Genomic DNA, 18,190 nt, shown 5'->3' on the forward strand with positions numbered 1-18,190 from the left:
GTCCGCGCCGGCGCAGGCCGCGCACGCCACCGCGGCCGCGAGGACGGCCAACGCCCGCGCGGCCGCTCTCCCGGCCCCGCCACCCCCGCCGGCTCCACCGGTCCTACCGGCTCCACCGGTCCTACCGGCTCCACCGGTCCTACCGGCCAGGCCGGCCCTGCCGTCCTCACAGGCACCGTAGGTCTTGTGGGCCCCACCTCTGCCGCTCTCACCCAGGACGAGTTTCATGGGCCTCACCCTCCCGCCATGCCACCAGCGGCTACACCTCCTCGATGTTGCCCTCCGGCGGCACGGGATGGAAGCCGGCGGCACGCAACGGCACAGGACGGGCGGCGGGTTCCGGGCCCGGCGGGCGCGGCCCTGTTCGGTGCGGCGGCCCGTGGCCGATGGCCACCGGCGGCCGGCGGCCGGCAGGCGACGCGGCCGGCACCGTAGACTGCGGCCCCATGGGCCTGTCGATCGGGATCGTCGGACTACCCAACGTCGGCAAGTCGACCTTGTTCAACGCGCTGACCCGCAACGACGTGCTGGCCGCGAACTACCCGTTCGCCACCATCGAGCCGAATGTCGGCGTCGTCGGGGTTCCCGACCCCCGGCTCGACCGGCTCGCCGAGGTCTTCCACAGCGCCCGCACGGTGCCGGCGACGGTGAGCTTCGTCGACATCGCCGGCCTGGTCCGCGGCGCCTCCGAGGGGCAGGGGCTCGGCAACAGGTTCCTGGCCAACATCCGCGAGTCGGACGTGGTCTGCCAGGTCGTCCGGGTCTTCTCCGACCCGGACGTCGTCCACGTGGACGGCCGGGTCGACCCCGCCGACGACATCGCCACCATCAACACCGAGCTCGTCCTCGCCGACCTGCAGACCATCGACGCGCGCCTGCCCAGACTGGAGAAGGAAGCCCGGGCCGACAAGGGCAAGCAGGGCCTGCTCGCCGCCATGAAGCACGCCCGCGAGGTGCTCGACGCCGGCCGCACCCTCTCGTCCGAACCGGGTGTGGACACGGCGGCGCTGCGGGAGCTGTTCCTGCTGACGGCCAAGCCGTTCCTGTACGTGTTCAACGTCGACGAGGACGCCCTCGCTGACGAGGGCCGGCGCAAGGAGCTCGCCGCGCTGGTCGCCCCCGCCGACGCGGTGGTGCTGTGCGCGAAGGTCGAGGCCGAGCTCACCGAGCTCCCCGACGAGGACGCCGCCGAGCTGCTGGCCTCCCTCGGGCAGTCCGAGAGCGGCCTGGCGCAGCTGGCCCGGACCGGCTTCCACACGCTGGGCCTGCAGACCTACCTGACAGCCGGGCCGAAGGAGGCGCGGGCCTGGACGATCAAGGCCGGCGCGACCGCACCGGAGGCCGCGGGCGTCATCCACACCGACTTCCAGCGCGGCTTCATCAAGGCCGAGGTGGTCTCCTTCGACGACCTGACGGCGGCGGGCTCGATGGCCGCCGCCCGCGCCGCCGGCCGCGTCCGCGTCGAGGGCAAGGACTACGTCATGGCCGACGGCGACGTTGTCGAGTTCCGTTTCAACGTGTAGCCCCGCCTCCGCCGGTCAGTGGCGGATCAGCCGTTTCCGGTCGGCGCCCCAGACGTCCCAGGCGGATTTCCGGTTGCCGGTGATGTCGTTGTCCTCGAAGCGCCCGGCACCGTTGTCGTAGACGAACACGCCGTGTTCCTGGGAGTTGGTGATGCGGTTGCGGCGGACCGTCGGGTTCCCGCCGGACTCCACAGCGATGTTGGACCGGGTGTTGCCGGTGATGTCGTTGTCCTCGAACAGCCCGGCGCCGTTGTCGTAGACGTGCACGCCGGCGTTCTGGGAGCTGGTGATGCGGTTGCCACGGACCGTCGGGTTCCCGCCCGACGCCACGGTGACGTTGGGCCAGGTGTTGCCGGTGATGTCGTTGTCCTCGAACAGCCCGGCGCCGTTGTCGTGGACGAACACGCCGCTTCGCCGGGAACTGGTGATGCGGTTGCGGCGGACCGTCGGGTTCCCGCCGGACTCCACGGTGATGTTGGACCGGGCGTTGCCGGTGATGTCGTTGTCCTCGAACAGCCCGGCGCCGTTGTCGTGGACGAAGACGCCGCTTCGCTGGGAGTTGGCGATGCGGTTGCCGCGCACTCTCGGATTCCCGCCCGAGGCCACCACGATGTTGGACCGGACGTTGTCGGTGATGTCGTTGTCCTCGAACAGCCCGGCGCCCTTGCCGTGGACGTGCACGCCGCGGCCGGACACGTAGTGGACACGGCAGCGGTGGACGTGGGGGTCGGCGTCGCCGTGGACGGCCACGCCGGCGGACGCGCTCCCGCTGATGTCGCAGCCGTCCAGGACGAGCCGGCCGGTGCGGATGTCGACCACCGGCGCCTCGCCCGGCTGCCCGGTCGCCCGCAGCGTCAGCCCGCGCACCGACCCGTTCGCCGCGGTGAACACCACCACGCTGCCCGCGCCGGCCACCACGGTGATCTCCTCGACCGGCCCGTCCCCGACGATCTCCAGCGGCTTGTCGAGGATGAGCGGCCCGGGGTAGAGCCCGGGGCGGATCACGATCCGGTCGCCGGGCCGGGCGGCGCGGACCGCCGCGTCCACGGTGGAGAAGTCCCCCCGGCCCAGCGCGTCGACCACGTGTACCTCTACCGGGTGCGCCCGCACCGGACGCCCGGCGCGGTGACCCGCCGCGCCGTCGCCGGGCGTGCCGGGGAAGCTCCTCCCGGGCGCCGGCGCGCCTACGGCGAGCGCGTCGCGGATGCGGCGGGCCAGCACGGCTGTCGCCCGGCGGCTGCCCGGGCTCGACAGGTCGTGGAAGCGGCGTTCCCGCCAGTCGGTGTACTGCCGGGCGGCCAGCGCGGTGAGCAGGGCGTCGCCGGCGGCCCGTCCCGGTGTTTCCAGCTCCGGGACGCTGATCCAGTACACCGGTAGGATCAGGTCGGTACGGTCGAGCTGGCGTTCCCGGTCGACGAAACGGGCCAGCTCCCGCTGGCACTGCGGGCTGGCCACGAACGCCGGGGTCACGATCGGTATGAAGAACGTGACCGCGTCCAGGGAGCGGTTGATTCGTTCCTCCCAGGCCTGGCCCCAGGCGATGTCGTCCCGGTCCTGGAAGATCTGTAGCTCGCGGCGCCCGGTCTGCGCGCGCAGCTCGCCCTCGAGCCGCCGCCGGAACGCTGTGATCAGGCCGCTGTCGTGCTCGTCGTCGTCGTGTGCGTAGCTCAGGAAGGCCGCTGGCTCACCATCCGATCGACCCGCCACCCGTGCTCCCCGACAGTTCTCCGGCCAACGATTCAACAACTCATTGTGTACTCTATGTGATCATTACTGGACGGAGGGTAGTTGATTGCGGGTGGGGCAGGTCATGTGCCGGCGTCGCTCGGGTCCGCGATGCCGTGCTGGCGCAGGATGTCGGAGATCCGGGACGCCAGGGCGATGTCGAGGTCGGTGACACCCCCTTGTGAGTGGGTCCAGACTGTGAAGATCGTCATTCCGGGCACCTGATCAATAACGGGGTGATGGTTCATCTCGTTCGCGACAGTCGAGATCTTCCTGACCGCCTCGCTGGCGGTCTCCTCGTCCATGGCGACCCTGCGGACGATCGTCGATGTGTCGCCGCTCCACCCCGGCAGCGCGCTAAGGGCGTCGGCCACGCGGTGTGCGTCCAGCTTGGTGGGCATGGAGGAACCTCCGTCTGGTCCGGCCGGGCGGCCGTCGGATGGTGGCCGCCCGTGCCGTGCGTCCGCTGTGTCTGCTGTGCGTCCTCTTCGTGGCAGGCAGAGCCTGCTCGTTACGGAGCCCGCTCGTTACAGTGTCGTTCGTTATGAAGTCGTCCGGCATCCCGCGCGTGGTGGTGGCAGCGGCACTTGTTGATGTTCAGGGGCGGGTGCTGGCATGCTGTAGGCGAGGTCCGTCCGCGCTCGCAGGCGGCTGGGAGTTCCCCGGCGGCAAGGTCGAGCCCGGTGAGGACGAGGCCGCCGCTCTCGTCCGCGAGTGCCGGGAGGAGCTCGGGGTCGACATCGAGGTCGGCGCGCTCCTCGGCGAGGTGCCACTGCCGGCGGACGGCTGGGTGCTGCGGGTGCGTTTCGGGCGGATCGTCACGGGCGAGCCCAGGCTGATCACGCATTCGGCGCACCGCTGGCTCGCGCGGGACGAGCTCGACGACGTCCCCTGGCTGGCCCCGGACGCGCCGCTCATCGAAGATCTTCGCCGGCGCCTGGGCGCGACGTCGCCGGACACCCGGTCCGGCATCTGACCCGGCTTCGGTGCCTGGTCCGGTGCCTGCCTGGTCCGGTGTCTGGCTGGTCCGGTGTCTGGCTGGTCCGGTGTCTGGCTGGTCCGGTGTCTGGCTGGTCCGGCATCGGATCCGGCATCTGGCCGGGGCCCTGTCCGGGCCGGCGCTGGGCCGGCGGCGGGCTGCTAAAGTCAACGGATAGTTTCGATGATTACACTTTCTGTTGCCATCGACCGTCAGGTCGCCGGTATCCGTACCATGATGGTGGACACTCGCGGGCCGGGTCCGGATACGACGGTCTTCCAGACGCTCCCGCCTGGCGCGCGGCGTGTCCCGTCAGGTAGGACGGTGCGTCCCACCTGACGGGTCGGCGCGACCGCTGGCCGGCATCACCGTTGTCCGGCATCACTAGTCCAGGGGCGGCCGCCCCACGTCCCCACCGGAGCCTGTCACCGTGTCTGTCCGTGCCGATCTGCGTAATGTTGCGATCATCGCCCATGTCGACCACGGCAAGACGACGCTCGTCGACGCGATGCTGCGGCAGTCCGGTGCCTTCGGCGAGCACTCCGAGGCCACCGACCGGGTGATGGACTCGATGGACCTCGAGCGCGAGAAGGGCATCACGATCCTCGCCAAGAACACCGCGGTCCAGTACGGCGACGTCACGATCAACATCGTGGACACGCCGGGCCACGCGGACTTCGGCGGCGAGGTCGAACGCGGCCTGTCCATGGTGGACGGGGTCGTGCTGCTCGTCGACGCGAGCGAGGGGCCGCTGCCGCAGACCCGGTTCGTCCTGCGCAAGGCGCTGGAGGCCCGGCAGCCGGTCATCCTGGTCATCAACAAGGTGGACCGCTCCGACGCCCGGATCGCGGAGGTCGTCGACGCCACCTACGAGCTCTTCCTCGACCTGGACGCGGACGAGACCCAGATCGACTTCCCGATCGTCTACTGCAACGCCAAGGCCGGCCGGGCCTCGCTCGACCGCCCCGCCGACGGCGGCAACCCCGACTCGCCCGACCTCAAGCCGTTGTTCGACGTGCTGTTGACCACCATCCCGGCGCCGGTCTACGACCCCGAGGCGCCCCTGCAGGCGCTGGTCACCAACCTCGACGCGTCGCCCTACCTCGGGCGGCTGGCGCTGTGCCGCATCCACAACGGGACGCTGCGGCGCGGGCAGACCACCGCGCTGTGCCGCGCCGACGGCCGCGTCGACCGGGTAAAGATCACCGAGCTGCTGGTCACGAAGGCGCTGGAGCGGGTGCCGGGCGAGCAGGCGGGGCCCGGCGACATCATCGCCGTCGCCGGCATCCCCGACATCATGATCGGCGAGACGCTGGCCGACCCGGACGACCCCCGGCCGCTGCCCGTCATCACCGTGGACGAGCCGTCGATCAGCATGACGATCGGCATCAACACCTCCCCGCTCGCCGGCAGGTCCGGCACGAAGTTGACCGCGCGGCTGCTGCGCAACCGGCTGGACGCCGAGCTGGTCGGCAACGTCTCCATCCGGGTGCTGCCGACGCAGCGGCCGGACACCTGGGAGGTCCAGGGCCGCGGCGAGCTGGCGCTGGCGATCCTGGTGGAGCTGATGCGCCGGGAGGGCTTCGAGCTGACCGTCGGCAAGCCGCAGGTCGTCACCAGGGAGATCGACGGCAAGCGGCACGAACCGGTCGAGCGGCTCACCATCGACGCTCCCGACGAGTACCTCGGGACGCTCACCCAGCTGCTGGCGGTCCGCAAGGGACGCCTCGAGCAGATGATCAACCACGGCACCGGCTGGATCCGGATGGAATACCGGGTGCCGGCCCGGGGGCTGATCGGCTTCCGCACCGAGTTCCTGACCGAGACCCGCGGCACCGGGCTCATGCACCACGTCTTCGACTCCTACGAGCCGTGGTTCGGCGAGTTGCGCACCCGGGCGACGGGGTCGATGGTGGCCGACCGCGCCGGCGTGGCGACCGCCTACGCCCTGTACAACCTGGGGGAGCGCGGCACCCTGTTCATCGGGCCAACCACCGACGTCTACGAGGGCATGATCGTCGGGGAGAACTCCCGCGCGGACGACATGGACGTCAACCCCACCAAGGAGAAGAAGCTGACCAACATGCGTTCGTCCACCGGGGACGAACTGGTGCGGCTGACCCCGCACCGGCAGCTCTCCCTCGAGCAGGCGCTGGAGTTCTGCCGCGAGGACGAGTGCGTCGAGGTCACCCCCGGCCCGGTCCGGCTGCGCAAGGTCGCGCTGACCGCGGCCGAGCGGGAGAAGCTCCGCTCCCGCCGCCGCGCCAACTGACCCCGACGGCCGCGGCAGCCCCGGACCGAGGCCGGCCGTTGCCAGGGCCCGCTATCGTCGGCCGTTTCGATATTTTTCCCGGAAGTATTTCTCGCACAGGAACGCTATCGGGATGCCGGCCGCCGTGAGGGCATCCCGATGGTGCCACCAGTCGCTGTCCGTGCCGACCGCGATACGAGCTCCGCCGTGTGCGGCGGCTGTCGCCACGAACTTGCGGTCGGACGGATCGAAGTCGGCGAGAGCGGCGTCGTCCGGGAATTCCAGAAAATTTCCTTCGGCGTCCGGTGTGATCTCGACCCGGCTGCAGCATGCCTCGTTGTACTGGTTGTTCTGCGCCCAGCGAAAGAAGGCGTCGCCGATGCCGGGCTGGCCGGAGAAGTTCAGATGCCTGGCATATTCAGCTGTGATGAGACCGAGCGTGTCCAGCACGATTCCGCCGTGGGCGACCAGGTCCTGTAACAGGCCGATGCAGGCCAGCTCGCATTCCGCCGGCCATTCGTCACGGCCGTTGGCCACGATGGCGACGCCCGTGCCGACGACATGTTCCGGCGTCGGCTGCCAGACGCCGGGTCGTGGTCAGGCATCCGTGCCTCCGCGGGCTGTGCGCAGCCGATGCTCGGCAGACAGGCGCGCGACCGTCGCGATGTCGCTGAAGTCGTCCCCGAAGAATCCGTCGGGCCAGTTCCTGATATTGCCGGTCTCGTCCAGCTCCAGCTCTCGTAGCACTGATCCGTCCGGGCCGTACTCCACGAAGTAGAGCGCTACGTCGCCAGCGGTCACGACTCCCTCGGCAAGGCGACGCTGCAACCGCCGTAGCAGATGTTCGCTGTGGCTTTCGATCAGGAACTGAACGCCCTGCGTCCGCGCGGCGTCGATGAAAACGTCGGCCAGCTGTGACTGGACGCTCGGATGCAGGTGGATCTCGGGCTGCTCGAAGATGACCGTGCCGCTTCTCTCGGCATAATACGACTGGACGAGCACGGGGAGGATCTGGGAGACACCGAATCCGACGTCGGTCAGCAGTACCTCGGGGGAGTCAGGCCGTGTCCGCACCACCAGCTCGAATATCCGCCGTCCCGCGACGAGCTCCCGCAGTTCGAACGAATGGATGACCTTCATGTCCCGCAGCCAGCGCCCGACCTGTTCCGGTAGGGACGCGCCGCTGCCGTCCCGCACCGGGCCCGAGACGGAGCCGGCGGTTATCTGTGCGGCCAGCAGCGCCTCGACCGCCCGCTCGCCCTTCTTCCCGACATCGGACGGGACGGTGCCCGTCCACAGGTAGCTTCTTCTCGGGTTCTCCCGCATCGGGCCGACGTATGAGATCTTGGCCAGGGCTCGTTCGAACTCGTATTCCAGACCGCCGAGTGCGTTTATCTCGGTGGGTGGGATATCGTCGAGTTCCGGGAATCCATAGAATCTTGTCGGAACTCCGAGATTGTGTCTTTCGCTGTGGCTGACGCTGTGCAGGCGGTAGGAGTCCGGTCCGTTCCGATTCACCGAGAAATACTCGTTCGCGATCGAGTAGCCGAAGTTGTCGACGGCAAGTGGTCCGTCGGGGGCCTGTATGATCTTCGCGTCGAAGTGCAGTGGGGCATAGTAGTCGTCCAGGAGGATGAAGCCTTCGAGGAGGTCGGTTCTTTCGCCGGTCCAACTGATGGTGAACGACAGGCTGTCGGCTGCCCGGTGGTTGTGAACAAGATCGTTGAAGGTGCCCAGTTCGACGAGGGAGTTTGCGTCACCGAGGTCGAGAACGCGCCGGCGGTCGGTGTTGGCCGCGCTCTGTCTGAGTAGCAGCAGGAGTTGGATCAGGCTGGTCTTTCCGGAGCTGTTCGCCCCGAACAACACGGTGACCGGGGCGAGTCTGATGGCACCGGAGTCCCGCCAGCTCTTGAAATTCTGTATGCGCAGGCCGGTCAACATGGTTCCCTCCTTCGAGGATCTCCGTCTATTCTGACAGAGCGTGAGCACCGGCTCCGATGTGCGTCGTGCGTGGCAGACCATGGCAACGTGGGGCGCCGGTCCCCGGGGCGGTGCCACGGCGGTCGGGCCTGCGGGCTAGGTCGGTTCGGTCGTCATGCTGCTTTCCCGACCGGCTGATCTCCACTTGGCCGTGGCTGACCGTGCCGTACAACATGCCGTGTCCGCGACGGTACCCGGACGGCAGCGGGAAACCGCAGTCGCCAGGAGGCCGTGCCACGCCGGGGGAACGCGCTGGCGTGCACCAAATCATAATTAATCATAGCACATCATGATATATAGGGATCAAAGCGGACAATATCGAAATATCAGTCAAAGCGTCAGCCGCTGTGGAGGGTGTGTTCGATGAGGAGGGCCGCGCCGAGCTCGAGGATGTCCTCGGACAGCGGTCTGCCCAGCAGTTCCTTGGCCTGTGCGAGCCGGTAGCTGACCGTCTTGTGGTGCACGTGCAGCAGCCGGGCGGTGCGTGTTCTGCTGCATCCCTGGGAAAGGAACGTCAGCAGCGTTTCGCGCAGCCGCCGGCAGTCCTCGTTGCGGCGGCCGAGGGCGCCGAGACGTTCGTCCGCGAGCCGCTGGGCGCGCCCGGGGTCGGCGCACAGCAGCGCGGCGAGTTCGACGTCACGGTGCCGGACCACGCCGGCGCCGGCCTGCCCGCTCAGCCGTGCGACGCGCTCGGCATCGCGGGCCTGGTAGTGGGACCGGCGGAACCCGGCCCGGCCCCGTCCCACGGATCCCATGCCGCCGAGCGTTCCGACCAGCGGAGTAGCCGCGATCCTGGCCAGGGTGTCCTCGTCCGGCCGGGCCGGCCAGCCGAACCAGGCCCACCACGTGCCGTCGCCCACCGGCAGCGTGAGCACCGCTGACGCGGCCGCGGCGCCCAGGTCGTCCAGCGCGCGCCGGACGTCGCCACCGGCGCCGGTCGGCGCGAGCACCATTGCCACGTGATGGGCCCGCACGTCGTAGCGGAGCAGTGAGCTCACCGCGATCTCGTCCACCGGGTCGTCGGCGACGAGCTCACAGATGAGGTCGCTGGGCGCGCGGTGCTGGAAGACACGCGGGACGTGCCCGCCGAACTCGGCGTGGTACTCGTCGACCAGGTGCGCGCAGGAGTGGTCGACGAACGTGAAGATGTGCTGGGAGGACAGCGACAGGACCTCGCGCAGCAGGTCGAGGTCGGCCACCCGTTCGCCGACGTGGGCGCTCCACATCTGCCAGAGCAGCCCGTGGCCGTAGTGGTAGGCGCGCAGCAGGTCGGTGACGTCCCCGCCGCCGAGAATCGAGTGGCGCAGCAGGTTGCGGGCGCCCAGGGGCGGCTCGATCGCCGTGGCCGGGATGCCGAAGGCCAGCGTGGAGAAGATCGCACCGACGTTCTGGTCGGTGCTCTCGCGCACCGCGTCGACGGCCGCCGGCGTCCGGTTCGGTACCAGGGTCGGCTGGCCGGCGAGAACCTGTTCGGTGATCTCGGCGGCGATCTCGGTGGAGCGCAGCAGCAGTTCGTGTGCGCAGCGCTGGATCGCTTCCGTGGCGGATGCGTACTCGGCCGGTTTCGGAGCGTCTAACGCGGGCTCCGTGTCGCGCTTCCCGGGCATCGGCCGAGCGTAACAGTTTCTCCGGTGAGAAGTGGTGTACGTCACATCAAGCTTGTCCCTTCTGCCGGCTCCCCTGCTCCGTTCGGGACAGCCCACCCCCGCGCCGCGGGATACCGCCGGTCGTCGCTGGCGGTCCGGGTGACGCCCGTCCCGCAGCCTTGCCAGTGCCGGATATTGGCGCACCGATCGTGCTCCGCCACAATTCCTGCCAACAGGAAAACCGGCGCGGCCGAAGCAGGTGAAAACCTTTCCCGCCGCGTGGGAACACATACCCGACGATGCGGGGGCCCGCATGCTGACCGCTGAAAAAATCCTACCCCGGGGCCATGACAAAAACGCGCCCCAGCCGGCCTGGATCGAAGATCTGCGTGGCCGCTACACCACCGAGAGGGAGATCGACGCGATTCTCACCCGTCGGCTCGGGCGACGCGCCGGCCCGGGTTATGCGCCGCAGTCCCTGGCCACGCTGCGGGCCGGTGTGGAGGCGCTGCTGCACGACGAACTCGACGAGCCCTTCACCGTCCTCGACACCCGCTGGCTGACCGGCGGCGCGTCGAAGGTGCAGATGGCCTTCACCCTCGACTGGGTCGAACCGGGTGTCGGCCGCACCCGGACACCGATGGTCCTGCGGATGGAACCGGCCGAGTCGATCGTCGAGACCAGCCGATTACGGGAGTTCCAGCTGATCAGGGCCATGCGGGGGGTCGTGCCGGTGCCCCCGGCGTACTGGGTCGACGCGGACGGCAGCCACCTGCCCTATCCGGCACTGATCTACGGTTTCGCGCCGGGGGCGACCAGGCCCTCGACGGCGACCAGCGGTGTCAGCGGGCTCGGCATCAACTTCGGGCCCGCGTTGCGCGGCCCGCTGGCCTCGCAGTTCGTCGAGCACCTCGCCGCCGTCCACACGTTCGACTTCAGCGGCGCGCAGCTCGGCGCATTTGACGTCCCGCAGGCCGGGACGCAGAGCGTGGAATGGGGCCTGAACTGGTGGGCCCGCGTCTGGGAGGAGGACTGCGGCGAGGAGGTGCCCCTGATGAACCTCGCCGCCCACTGGATGCGCCAGAACATGCCGCCGGCCGACCGCATCTGCGTCGTCCACGGCGACTACCGGGCGGGGAACTACCTGTTCACCGAGGCCGACGCCCGCATCACGGCGTTGCTGGACTGGGAACTCGGCCGGCTCGGCGACCGCCACCAGGACCTCGCCTACCTGGCCACCCCCGTCTTCGGTCACCTCGCGGAGGACGGCGCCACCTTCCTGGCCAGCGGCCTGCTGCCGCCCGACGAGCTCTACGAGGCGTACGAGAAGGCGTCGGGGCTCACCGTCGACCCCCGCCGGCTGCATTTCTACAAGATATACAACGCGTTCTTCCTCGCTGCCCTGACGCTCGGGACGGGATATCGGATCGCTCGCGGTGGGAAAACGCACCAGGACGTTCTCGTAGCCTGGCTGATCGGGATTGGGAGTCTGTTGCTGGACGAGATACGCATGCTTCTCGAGAAAGGTTTCTGACAATGATGGTGCGCCCTGACACCCAGCTCCGGACGATTATCAGGGCAATGACGGAGGTTGTCCTGCCCGCGGTCGACCCGGCCAACCAGATGGCCCAGGAACAGGCCCAGGTGGTGGTCGGCACCCTCCTGCTGATGGCCGAGCGGTTACCCCTGCAGTTCCAGTTCGACCGCGACGAGCTACAGCGGCTGACCGACTTCGCCGAACAGCTCGCGGGGGTGGCGAGCGGGGGGCCGCGGACGTCGGATCTGATCACCCGTCTCGCCGCGGACGCGCGGGCCGGCAGAGACGTCCTGGAACGCGCGAAGGCCGACCCCGCCGAGCTGGTGGACACCGTCCGCCAGCTACGGGCCGTCGCGGGCGCCGTCGTCGACACCGTCTTTGCCGACGCCGCCGCCGCGCCCTGCCGCGACGCGGTATGGCACGAGGTACTGACCATGTCCCGCGATCAGCTCCTCCGGGAGCGGGCGTGGGTCCTGCCCCAGGGGTTCGAGCAGGACCCGTCGAGCCTGCCGTCCCTCGACAGCCTCCTCGGGACGGCCGCTGCCACCGGATAAAGCCCCCACCTGGTCACCCGGCGCCGGCCTTACGCGTCCCGGCGTCCCGGCGTCCCGGCCATGACCGCTGGGCCGATCCGTGGCCCCGACCGGCCCAGCCGTCCCGTCCGTGCCTGCTGTCCGCGTCCTGTCCTGTCCGGTCCCGGTCCTGTCCTGTCGATGACCGTTCCGCGGACGGAGTACGAGCCGAAGGAAACGTCATGAGTGCCGATCTCGCACGCTTCGAGGGTGTCGTCTCGGACGACAACCAGCCTCTGTGGAACCAGAGCTACTACCTGAACTTCTACGACCCGCGGACCCGCATCGGCTGCTTCGTCCGGATGGGTCTGCTGGAGAACCAGCGGCACGCCAACAACTGGCTGATCGTCTTCCGGGACGGCCTGCCGGTCTTCGTCCGCACGAACCTCACCCTGCCCTACACCGACGACCGCCCGGAGAAGGGCGTCACCCTGGCGGGTGTGCACGTGCGGTCGCTGTCCCCGCTGTCGAGCACCCGGGTGACGTTCGCCGAAGGCGACTTCGGCCTCGATCTGCGGTGGGACACGATCTACCCGCTTGCCGACTGCATCGCCCTGACCCGGGACGCGGAGGGCTCGTTCGCCCGGGAGATGGCCCAGGTCCATCTGGAGGGCCCCTGCACGGTCGCCGGGCAGGTCACCGTCCGGGGCAGGCGGACCGAGGTCGCCGGCAGCGGGTTTCGTGACGTCGCCGCTGGTGTCCGTAACTGGGACGGTGTCCGGCACTACCGTCTCGCCTGGCCGGTCTTTGACGACGGCACGGCGTTCGCCGGCGTCCACGGCGTGTCGACCGGGGGCGCCGACGCCTACATGCGGATGTTCCACGACGGCCGGCAGTGGCTGCGCGTCACCCGTATCGACGATCACAACGAGTACGCGCCCGGCCCCTTCCAGGTCTCGCGAATGGACTGGGCGTTCACCGACGAGAAGGGGCGGACGTCCGGTTTCACCGCCCGGCCGCTGTTCAGCTGGTTGCTGCCCCAGGACTCGTTCGTGATCTGTGAGCAGATGATGGAGTACCGCCTGGCCGACGGCACGCTCGGCTACGGCCTGTGCGAGGGCGGTTTCCGGCTGCCATGGAGCGTCCCGAGCCCGGCCGGGCAGCCCGACGGGAGCAGCCAGGTGGCTGTGGGCAGCGGGCAGGGCGGTGGCTGACGGCGCCGGCTGGCAGCAGCGGTTGGCGGCACCGACTGATCGAGCTGGACACACCCTGCCCCGCCCGCGGTCGTCGATCTCGTACGGTCGTCGATGTGAATGCCATCGGTGCGGATATCCCGGGGGACGCTCCCGGGGACGTCGCCAGTCGCCTCCCCGGAGATACGGTGTCCGCCCGCCGTCCGGCCGGGCCGCCGGCGCGGCGGATCGTGTTCGTGCACGCGCATCCCGATGACGAGGTGATCGGTACGGGCGTGACCATGGCGTCCTACGCGGCGGCGCCGGACACCGCGGTCACCCTGGTCACCTGCACGCTGGGGGAGATGGGCGAGGTGCTCGTCCCGGGGCTGGCCAACCTGCGGTCGGATCTCGGCGACCAGCTCGGCGGGTACCGGATGGGGGAGCTGGCCGCGGCCTGCGCGGCGCTCGGCGTCAGCGACCAGCGCTTCCTCGGCGGGGCCGGCCGCTGGCGGGACAGCGGCATGATGGGGACCCCGGGCAACGACGACCCCCGCTGCCTGTGGCGGGCCGACCTCGACGTCGTCACCGCCGCGCTCGTCGGCATCGTCCGGGAGGTCCGCCCGCAGGTGCTCGTCAGCTACGACGCGAACGGCGGCTACGGGCATCCCGACCACATCCGCGCCCATCAGGCCACCGTGCGCGCGTTCGACGCGGCGGCCGACCCGGGCTTCGCACCCGAGGCCGGCCCGCCGTGGCAGCCGCTGAAACTGTACGAGACAGCCATGCCGCGCTCGGTGCTCCAGGCCGGGATCGACTACTTCCGCTCGGCGGGCACCGGCCAGGAGCTGCTCGCCGGGGTGGAGTCGGCCGAGGACGTGCCGATGACGGTGCCGGACGAGGCCGTCACCACCGAGATCGAGGCGAATCCCTACTATGAGGCGAAGGTCGCGGCGATGCGGGCGCACGCCACCCAGATGACGACGGACGGCTTCTTCTTCGCGCTGGCGGACGGTATCGGCCATCGTGCGTGGGGTACCGAGCACTACGTCCTCACCCGGGGCAGGCGCGGGCCGGGCGCCGGGCCGTACGGGCGGGAGACCGACCTGTTCGCGGGGGTGGATCTCGATGTCCGTGACTGATCGCCGAGCCGGTCGGGCGAGCGGGGCGGGACATGGCCGGGATGGCCGGGATGGCCGGGATGGCCGGGGCGGCCGCGCGGGCGGGGGGCACATGGCCGGTGAAGATCTTGAAATGTCCCGCCTGTTCCTGGGCTCGGCCTACACGTTCGGTGCCTTCGGGGGGCTTGGGCTCGGCCTCTACGGGGTGTTCCTCGTGCCCGCGGGCCCGCGTACCGGCGGGGTGCTGCTGTCGGTCGGCGTCGCCGTCGCCGTGGTCGGGAACACGGGCCTGGCGGTGCTGGCGCGCTGGCTGACCGGCACCCGGCTCGGCGCCGTGATCCCGCTGGCCGGCTGGGTGCCGGTCGTGCTGTGGCTGGCCGCCGCGCGTCCCGAGGGGGACCTGCTGCTGCAGGCCAAGGCCGCCGGATACCTGTTCATGGTCCTCGGCGCGCTCGCGCCGGTGGTCGTGGCGATGATCGGGCTGCCGCCGCGCGGCCTGTCCGCCGTGCCGCTGCCCGGCCCGCGCGGCCGGTGACCGCCGCGGCCCGGCCCGGTCCGGACACGGCCGGTCCTTCGGCCCCGCCGGCTTCCCGGCTTCCCGGCTTCCCGCCTTCCCGGGCTTCGCCCCGGAGTTGGCCGAGCCCGGCTCCGGGCCCGTTGAGCCCAGCTCGGGGCCAGCCCTGGGCCAGCCTCGGGGCCAGCCCAGGGCCTGCTTCAGGAGCTGGGTCAGTTCAGGCGCGCCCGGGCGGCATGCGCGGCCTCGCGGGCGGCCGCCGCGGCGGCCGGCTCCAGCGGCCCGACCGCGTCGGCGAACGCCGTGAGATCCTCGGCGCCGCCCAGGAAGTCGCCGAGACGCACGCGCAGCTCCCCGCGCTCCCGGCGCAGGTGCACCGGGTGGTGGGGCAGCAGCAGGGACAGCTCGACGGCCCACAGCCGTGTCGTGGTGGCCTCCGTCCGGGCCGCCCAGACCCGGATGTTGCCCAGCACCCGCATCAGCAGGTCCACCGGGCCCATCGGCGCGAGGTACGCGCGGGTGAACGGCGCCCCGGTGGAGCGGACCCGTTCCGCGGCCTCGTGCACCGTGATCAGCCGGCCGCCGCAGAACGGGTCGACCAGGACGTTGCGGCCGGGCGAGCCGATACCGACGATGACGTGTCCGGGCAGCCCGACGGGATAGGCCGGGATCCCGAGGCGGCGGGCGACCTCCACCCAGACCACGGACAGCATGATCGGCAGGCCGCGCCGGCGGCGGAGCACCGAGCTGAGCAGAGAGGAGGACAGGCTGTCATAGTCCGCGGGGTCACCGTGGAATCCGCCTCGTACCCCGAGCGACTGCCGCAGGATCTCGGCGGCGGTGCGCACGTCCAGGCCGGCGAGCGTCTGGCCGGCGGCCGGCCCTTCCGCCGTGCCGGCGGCCGCGCCACCGGCGCCGCCAGCGCTGTCGGGGTCCCGAGCGGTGGCATCGGCGAGCCGGCCGGTCTGCGCGGCCAGCGCGTCCAGCTGGGCGAGCTCCCGCGCCGGGTCGAGGCCGGCCTCGGCCTCGGCCGCGATCAGCAGGCAGGCCAGCCCGAGATCGACGGGCTCCTGCCGGACGGTTTCAGCAAACTGGCGTCGTGTCCGTACAGTCATTGCGGGTTCGCCTCCGTCTGCCCCGCGGCCTGCCCCGAGCTGGACCGGCGTACCGGCTGTGGCGGGACCCGCCGCCCGGCGACCAGATCTGTTTCGGCGACTCTCACGATAGAACCGTCCCTGGTGCGTATCGTCAGGCAGCGATCGGCCCAGGACAGCAGCTCCCCCACGACGTCGGTCAGTGGCAGGGGCCCGGCGGCCCGTCGGCGGATCGATACCCTGGCGCCGGTGTCAGCAGGAGTGATACGGACGACATACACGACAAGCGAACGCCCTTGGTGTCGACACGGAACCGTTCAGGTCGATACTAGGGAATCAGTCGCCCGTGAGCCGAGGAGGAACAACCGGTGACCTACGTCATCGCGGAGCCTTGCGTCGATGTGAAGGACAAGGCCTGCATTGAGGAGTGCCCGGTCGACTGCATCTACGAGGGCGGACGGATGCTTTACATCCAGCCTGACGAGTGCGTCGACTGCGGAGCGTGCGAGCCCGTCTGTCCGGTGGAGGCCATTTACTACGAGGACGACGTGCCTGACCAGTGGAAGGGCTTCTCGGACTCGAACGCCCTGTTCTTCGAGGAGCTCGGCTCGCCGGGCGGGGCGTCGAAGGTGGGGGCGCTCGACTTCGACCCGCCCAGCGTCGCCGCGTTGGCGCCGCAGGCTGAGTCCTGACCGGGTCCGTGGGGCCTGCCGCGGCCACCGGGCTTCGGCAGGCCCGTCACCGCCGCGTGCGGCTGCCTGACTTCCCCTGGGACGCGCTGGCCCCGTTCGCGGAGAAGGCCCGTGCCCACCCGTACGGGCTGGTCGACCTCTCCGTCGGCACACCGGTGGACGCGACACCGCTGGTCGTCCAGCATGCCCTGGCCGCGGCGGCCAACGCGCCGGGCTATCCGACGACCGCCGGCACGCCCGAGCTGCGGGATGCCGCCGCCGGCTGGCTGGCGCGCCGGCTGGGCGTGATCGTCGACCCGTCCGCCGTGCTGCCGGTGATCGGGACGAAGGAGCTGGTCGCGCAGCTGCCCGGCCAGCTCGGGCTCGGCCCGGGGGACCGGGTCTGGATCCCGGCTCCGGCCTACCCGACATACGAGGTCGGGGCTCTGCTGGCCCGGTGCGAACCGGTCCTGGGCCCGGCGGACGGCGTGGGGCTGGTGTGGCTGAACACCCCGGCCAACCCGTCCGGGCGGGTACTGACCGTGGACGAGATGCGCGCCGTCATCGGCTGGGCGCGGGAGCGCGGCATCGTCGTCGCCAGCGACGAGTGCTACATCGAGCTGGGCTGGGAGGCCCGTCCCGTCTCGGTGCTGCACCCGGACGTCTGCGGCGGCTCGCACGAGGGGCTGCTCGCCGTCCACTCGCTGTCGAAACGGTCGAACCTCGCCGGCTACCGGGCCGGGTTCGTCACCGGGGATCCCCGGCTGGTGGCGGGCCTGCTGGAGGTCCGCCGGCACGCGGGCGCGATGGTGCCCACACCGGTCCAGGCCGCGATGACGGCCGCCCTGGCCGACGACATGCACGTCGCCGAGCAGCGGGCGCGTTACGCCAACCGCCGGGCCGTGCTCGCGGCGGCGCTGGCGGTCGCCGGTTTCACGATCGAACACAGCGAGGCCGGGCTCTACCTGTGGGCGACTCGCGGCGAGGACGCGTGGGCCACCGTGGACGCGCTGGCCACGGTGGGTGTGCTCGTCGCCCCCGGGACGTTCTACGGTGAGGTCGGCCGTCGGCACGTGCGGATCGCCCTGACCGGGCCGGACGCGCAGATCGCCACCGTGCCGGAACGGATGGCAGTGCTGCCGCCGCCGCAGGCTCCCGCGCCGTCCGTGGGGGGATATCATCCCGATGCCCGTACGACTGGGGCACACCCGGTGACGGCTCCTTCCTCGGCACCTCCGTTGGCGGCCCATCAGCTGTCCGCACCTCGTCCGCCTGCGGGCCAGCCGGTACGGGGCCCGCAGCCCGGCTCCACCGGCACGGGAGCGTTTCCCGTCGCGGCCTGGCCCACCTACGACGCCCCCGGCTACAGCACCTCCGGCCATGACAATCCTGCCTACGACAAGGCCGCCTATGACGGTGCCGGTTACGACGGCAACGGCGGGCACGGCGTCCAGGTCACAACAGAACCACCGGACATCCGGTAACCCCCAAATTGTGCCTTTGGCACAATTTGGGGACCCCTACC

18 protein-coding genes are annotated in these 18,190 nt (G+C 70.5%); 10 read left to right on the forward strand and 8 right to left on the reverse strand.

The features are described from left to right. Positions 1-228: hypothetical protein (locus NBW84_RS09040; protein ID WP_250283569.1), on the reverse strand; the 228-nt coding region annotated here is incomplete at its 3' end. 218 nt (positions 229-446) lie between these two features. On the opposite strand from NBW84_RS09040, the gene ychF reads away from it, so the two are divergent. Next, entirely contained in the window at positions 447-1,523 is a 1,077-nt protein-coding gene (gene ychF / locus NBW84_RS09045; protein ID WP_250283570.1) for a redox-regulated ATPase YchF, read from the forward strand. Positions 1,524-1,538: 15 nt separating this feature from the next. Here ychF and NBW84_RS09050 read toward each other — a convergent pair whose 3' ends face one another. Both NBW84_RS09050 and NBW84_RS09055 read right to left on the reverse strand, forming a co-directional pair. Beyond that, the gene (locus tag NBW84_RS09050; protein ID WP_250283572.1) at positions 1,539-3,230 is read right to left on the reverse strand and encodes a right-handed parallel beta-helix repeat-containing protein; all 1,692 of its coding nucleotides are present in this window, start codon (positions 3,228-3,230) and stop codon (positions 1,539-1,541) included. Positions 3,231-3,331: 101 nt separating this feature from the next. Beyond that, a complete protein-coding gene (locus NBW84_RS09055) occupies positions 3,332-3,649 on the reverse strand; it encodes a 4a-hydroxytetrahydrobiopterin dehydratase (RefSeq protein WP_250283574.1) in 318 nt (105 codons plus the stop codon). A gap of 143 nt (positions 3,650-3,792) precedes the next feature. Here NBW84_RS09055 and NBW84_RS09060 point away from each other — a divergent pair, with 143 nt between their 5' ends. Both NBW84_RS09060 and typA read left to right on the forward strand, forming a co-directional pair. Beyond that, positions 3,793-4,224 carry a (deoxy)nucleoside triphosphate pyrophosphohydrolase gene (locus NBW84_RS09060; RefSeq protein ID WP_250283609.1) on the forward strand — a complete coding sequence of 144 codons (432 nt, stop codon included), beginning with the start codon at positions 3,793-3,795 and terminating at the stop codon, positions 4,222-4,224. Between the two features lie 433 nt (positions 4,225-4,657). After that, positions 4,658-6,499, forward strand: coding sequence for a translational GTPase TypA (gene typA / locus NBW84_RS09065; protein ID WP_250283576.1), 1,842 nt, complete (start codon positions 4,658-4,660; stop codon positions 6,497-6,499). A 51-nt stretch (positions 6,500-6,550) separates the two neighbouring features. Here the strand turns inward: typA and NBW84_RS09070 are convergent, their stop codons facing one another. The 3 genes from NBW84_RS09070 to NBW84_RS09080 all read right to left on the reverse strand — a co-directional run bounded on the left by NBW84_RS09070 (position 6,551) and on the right by NBW84_RS09080 (position 10,065). Then, positions 6,551-6,928 carry a hypothetical protein gene (locus NBW84_RS09070; RefSeq protein ID WP_250283578.1) on the reverse strand — a complete coding sequence of 126 codons (378 nt, stop codon included), beginning with the start codon at positions 6,926-6,928 and terminating at the stop codon, positions 6,551-6,553. A gap of 147 nt (positions 6,929-7,075) precedes the next feature. Then, positions 7,076-8,419 (reverse strand): DUF3696 domain-containing protein, encoded by a 1,344-nt coding sequence (locus NBW84_RS09075; RefSeq protein ID WP_250283580.1) that lies wholly within the window; start codon positions 8,417-8,419, stop codon positions 7,076-7,078. Positions 8,420-8,796: 377 nt separating this feature from the next. Next, positions 8,797-10,065, reverse strand: a complete 1,269-nt coding sequence (locus NBW84_RS09080) for a helix-turn-helix domain-containing protein (RefSeq protein WP_250283582.1) — start codon at positions 10,063-10,065, stop codon at positions 8,797-8,799. Positions 10,066-10,357: 292 nt separating this feature from the next. Between NBW84_RS09080 and NBW84_RS09085 the strand changes: the two genes are divergently transcribed. The 5 genes from NBW84_RS09085 to NBW84_RS09105 all read left to right on the forward strand — a co-directional run bounded on the left by NBW84_RS09085 (position 10,358) and on the right by NBW84_RS09105 (position 14,921). Next, positions 10,358-11,578: a phosphotransferase family protein gene (locus tag NBW84_RS09085; RefSeq protein WP_250283584.1), complete on the forward strand. Its 1,221-nt coding sequence runs from the start codon at positions 10,358-10,360 to the stop codon at positions 11,576-11,578. A gap of 47 nt (positions 11,579-11,625) precedes the next feature. Continuing rightward, entirely contained in the window at positions 11,626-12,135 is a 510-nt protein-coding gene (locus tag NBW84_RS09090) for a hypothetical protein (RefSeq protein WP_250283586.1), read from the forward strand. Between the two features lie 200 nt (positions 12,136-12,335). Further along, complete coding sequence (locus NBW84_RS09095) at positions 12,336-13,307, forward strand: DUF7065 domain-containing protein (RefSeq protein WP_250283588.1); 972 nt, start codon at positions 12,336-12,338, stop codon at positions 13,305-13,307. Between the two features lie 167 nt (positions 13,308-13,474). Beyond that, positions 13,475-14,407 (forward strand): N-acetyl-1-D-myo-inositol-2-amino-2-deoxy-alpha-D-glucopyranoside deacetylase, encoded by a 933-nt coding sequence (gene mshB / locus NBW84_RS09100; RefSeq protein WP_250283590.1) that lies wholly within the window; start codon positions 13,475-13,477, stop codon positions 14,405-14,407. 112 nt (positions 14,408-14,519) lie between these two features. Continuing rightward, complete coding sequence (locus NBW84_RS09105; protein ID WP_445548252.1) at positions 14,520-14,921, forward strand: DUF6113 family protein; 402 nt, start codon at positions 14,520-14,522, stop codon at positions 14,919-14,921. A gap of 191 nt (positions 14,922-15,112) precedes the next feature. Here NBW84_RS09105 and NBW84_RS09110 read toward each other — a convergent pair whose 3' ends face one another. Continuing rightward, positions 15,113-16,015, reverse strand: a complete 903-nt coding sequence (locus NBW84_RS09110; protein ID WP_250283593.1) for a transglutaminase family protein — start codon at positions 16,013-16,015, stop codon at positions 15,113-15,115. Beyond that, the gene (locus tag NBW84_RS24180; protein WP_445548253.1) at positions 16,012-16,275 is read right to left on the reverse strand and encodes a putative acetyltransferase; all 264 of its coding nucleotides are present in this window, start codon (positions 16,273-16,275) and stop codon (positions 16,012-16,014) included. Before NBW84_RS24180 ends, NBW84_RS09110 begins: the two co-directional genes overlap by 4 nt. Positions 16,276-16,362: 87 nt before the next feature. On the opposite strand from NBW84_RS24180, the gene fdxA reads away from it, so the two are divergent. Further along, positions 16,363-16,686 carry a ferredoxin gene (gene fdxA / locus NBW84_RS09115; RefSeq protein ID WP_250283594.1) on the forward strand — a complete coding sequence of 108 codons (324 nt, stop codon included), beginning with the start codon at positions 16,363-16,365 and terminating at the stop codon, positions 16,684-16,686. A 56-nt stretch (positions 16,687-16,742) separates the two neighbouring features. Continuing rightward, the gene (dapC, locus tag NBW84_RS09120) at positions 16,743-18,149 is read left to right on the forward strand and encodes a succinyldiaminopimelate transaminase (RefSeq protein ID WP_445548254.1); all 1,407 of its coding nucleotides are present in this window, start codon (positions 16,743-16,745) and stop codon (positions 18,147-18,149) included. The last annotated feature ends 41 nt before the right edge of the window (positions 18,150-18,190 follow it).

Origin of the sequence: Protofrankia sp. CiP1_Cm_nod2, from assembly GCF_920664355.1 — a bacterium.
Lineage (GTDB): Bacteria > Actinomycetota > Actinomycetes > Frankiales > Frankiaceae > Protofrankia.

Coding starts and splice junctions, on each gene's coding strand:
- ychF (WP_250283570.1), top strand. CDS start 447: ATGGGCCTGTCGATCGGGATCGTCGGACTACCCAACGTCGGCAAGTCG.
- NBW84_RS09055 (WP_250283574.1), bottom strand. CDS start 3,649: ATGCCCACCAAGCTGGACGCACACCGCGTGGCCGACGCCCTTAGCGCG.
- NBW84_RS09060 (WP_250283609.1), top strand. CDS start 3,793: ATGAAGTCGTCCGGCATCCCGCGCGTGGTGGTGGCAGCGGCACTTGTT.
- NBW84_RS09075 (WP_250283580.1), bottom strand. CDS start 8,419: ATGTTGACCGGCCTGCGCATACAGAATTTCAAGAGCTGGCGGGACTCC.
- NBW84_RS09080 (WP_250283582.1), bottom strand. CDS start 10,065: ATGCCCGGGAAGCGCGACACGGAGCCCGCGTTAGACGCTCCGAAACCG.
- NBW84_RS09085 (WP_250283584.1), top strand. CDS start 10,358: ATGCTGACCGCTGAAAAAATCCTACCCCGGGGCCATGACAAAAACGCG.
- NBW84_RS09090 (WP_250283586.1), top strand. CDS start 11,626: ATGACGGAGGTTGTCCTGCCCGCGGTCGACCCGGCCAACCAGATGGCC.
- NBW84_RS09095 (WP_250283588.1), top strand. CDS start 12,336: ATGAGTGCCGATCTCGCACGCTTCGAGGGTGTCGTCTCGGACGACAAC.
- NBW84_RS09105 (WP_445548252.1), top strand. CDS start 14,520: ATGTCCCGCCTGTTCCTGGGCTCGGCCTACACGTTCGGTGCCTTCGGG.
- NBW84_RS09110 (WP_250283593.1), bottom strand. CDS start 16,015: ATGACTGTACGGACACGACGCCAGTTTGCTGAAACCGTCCGGCAGGAG.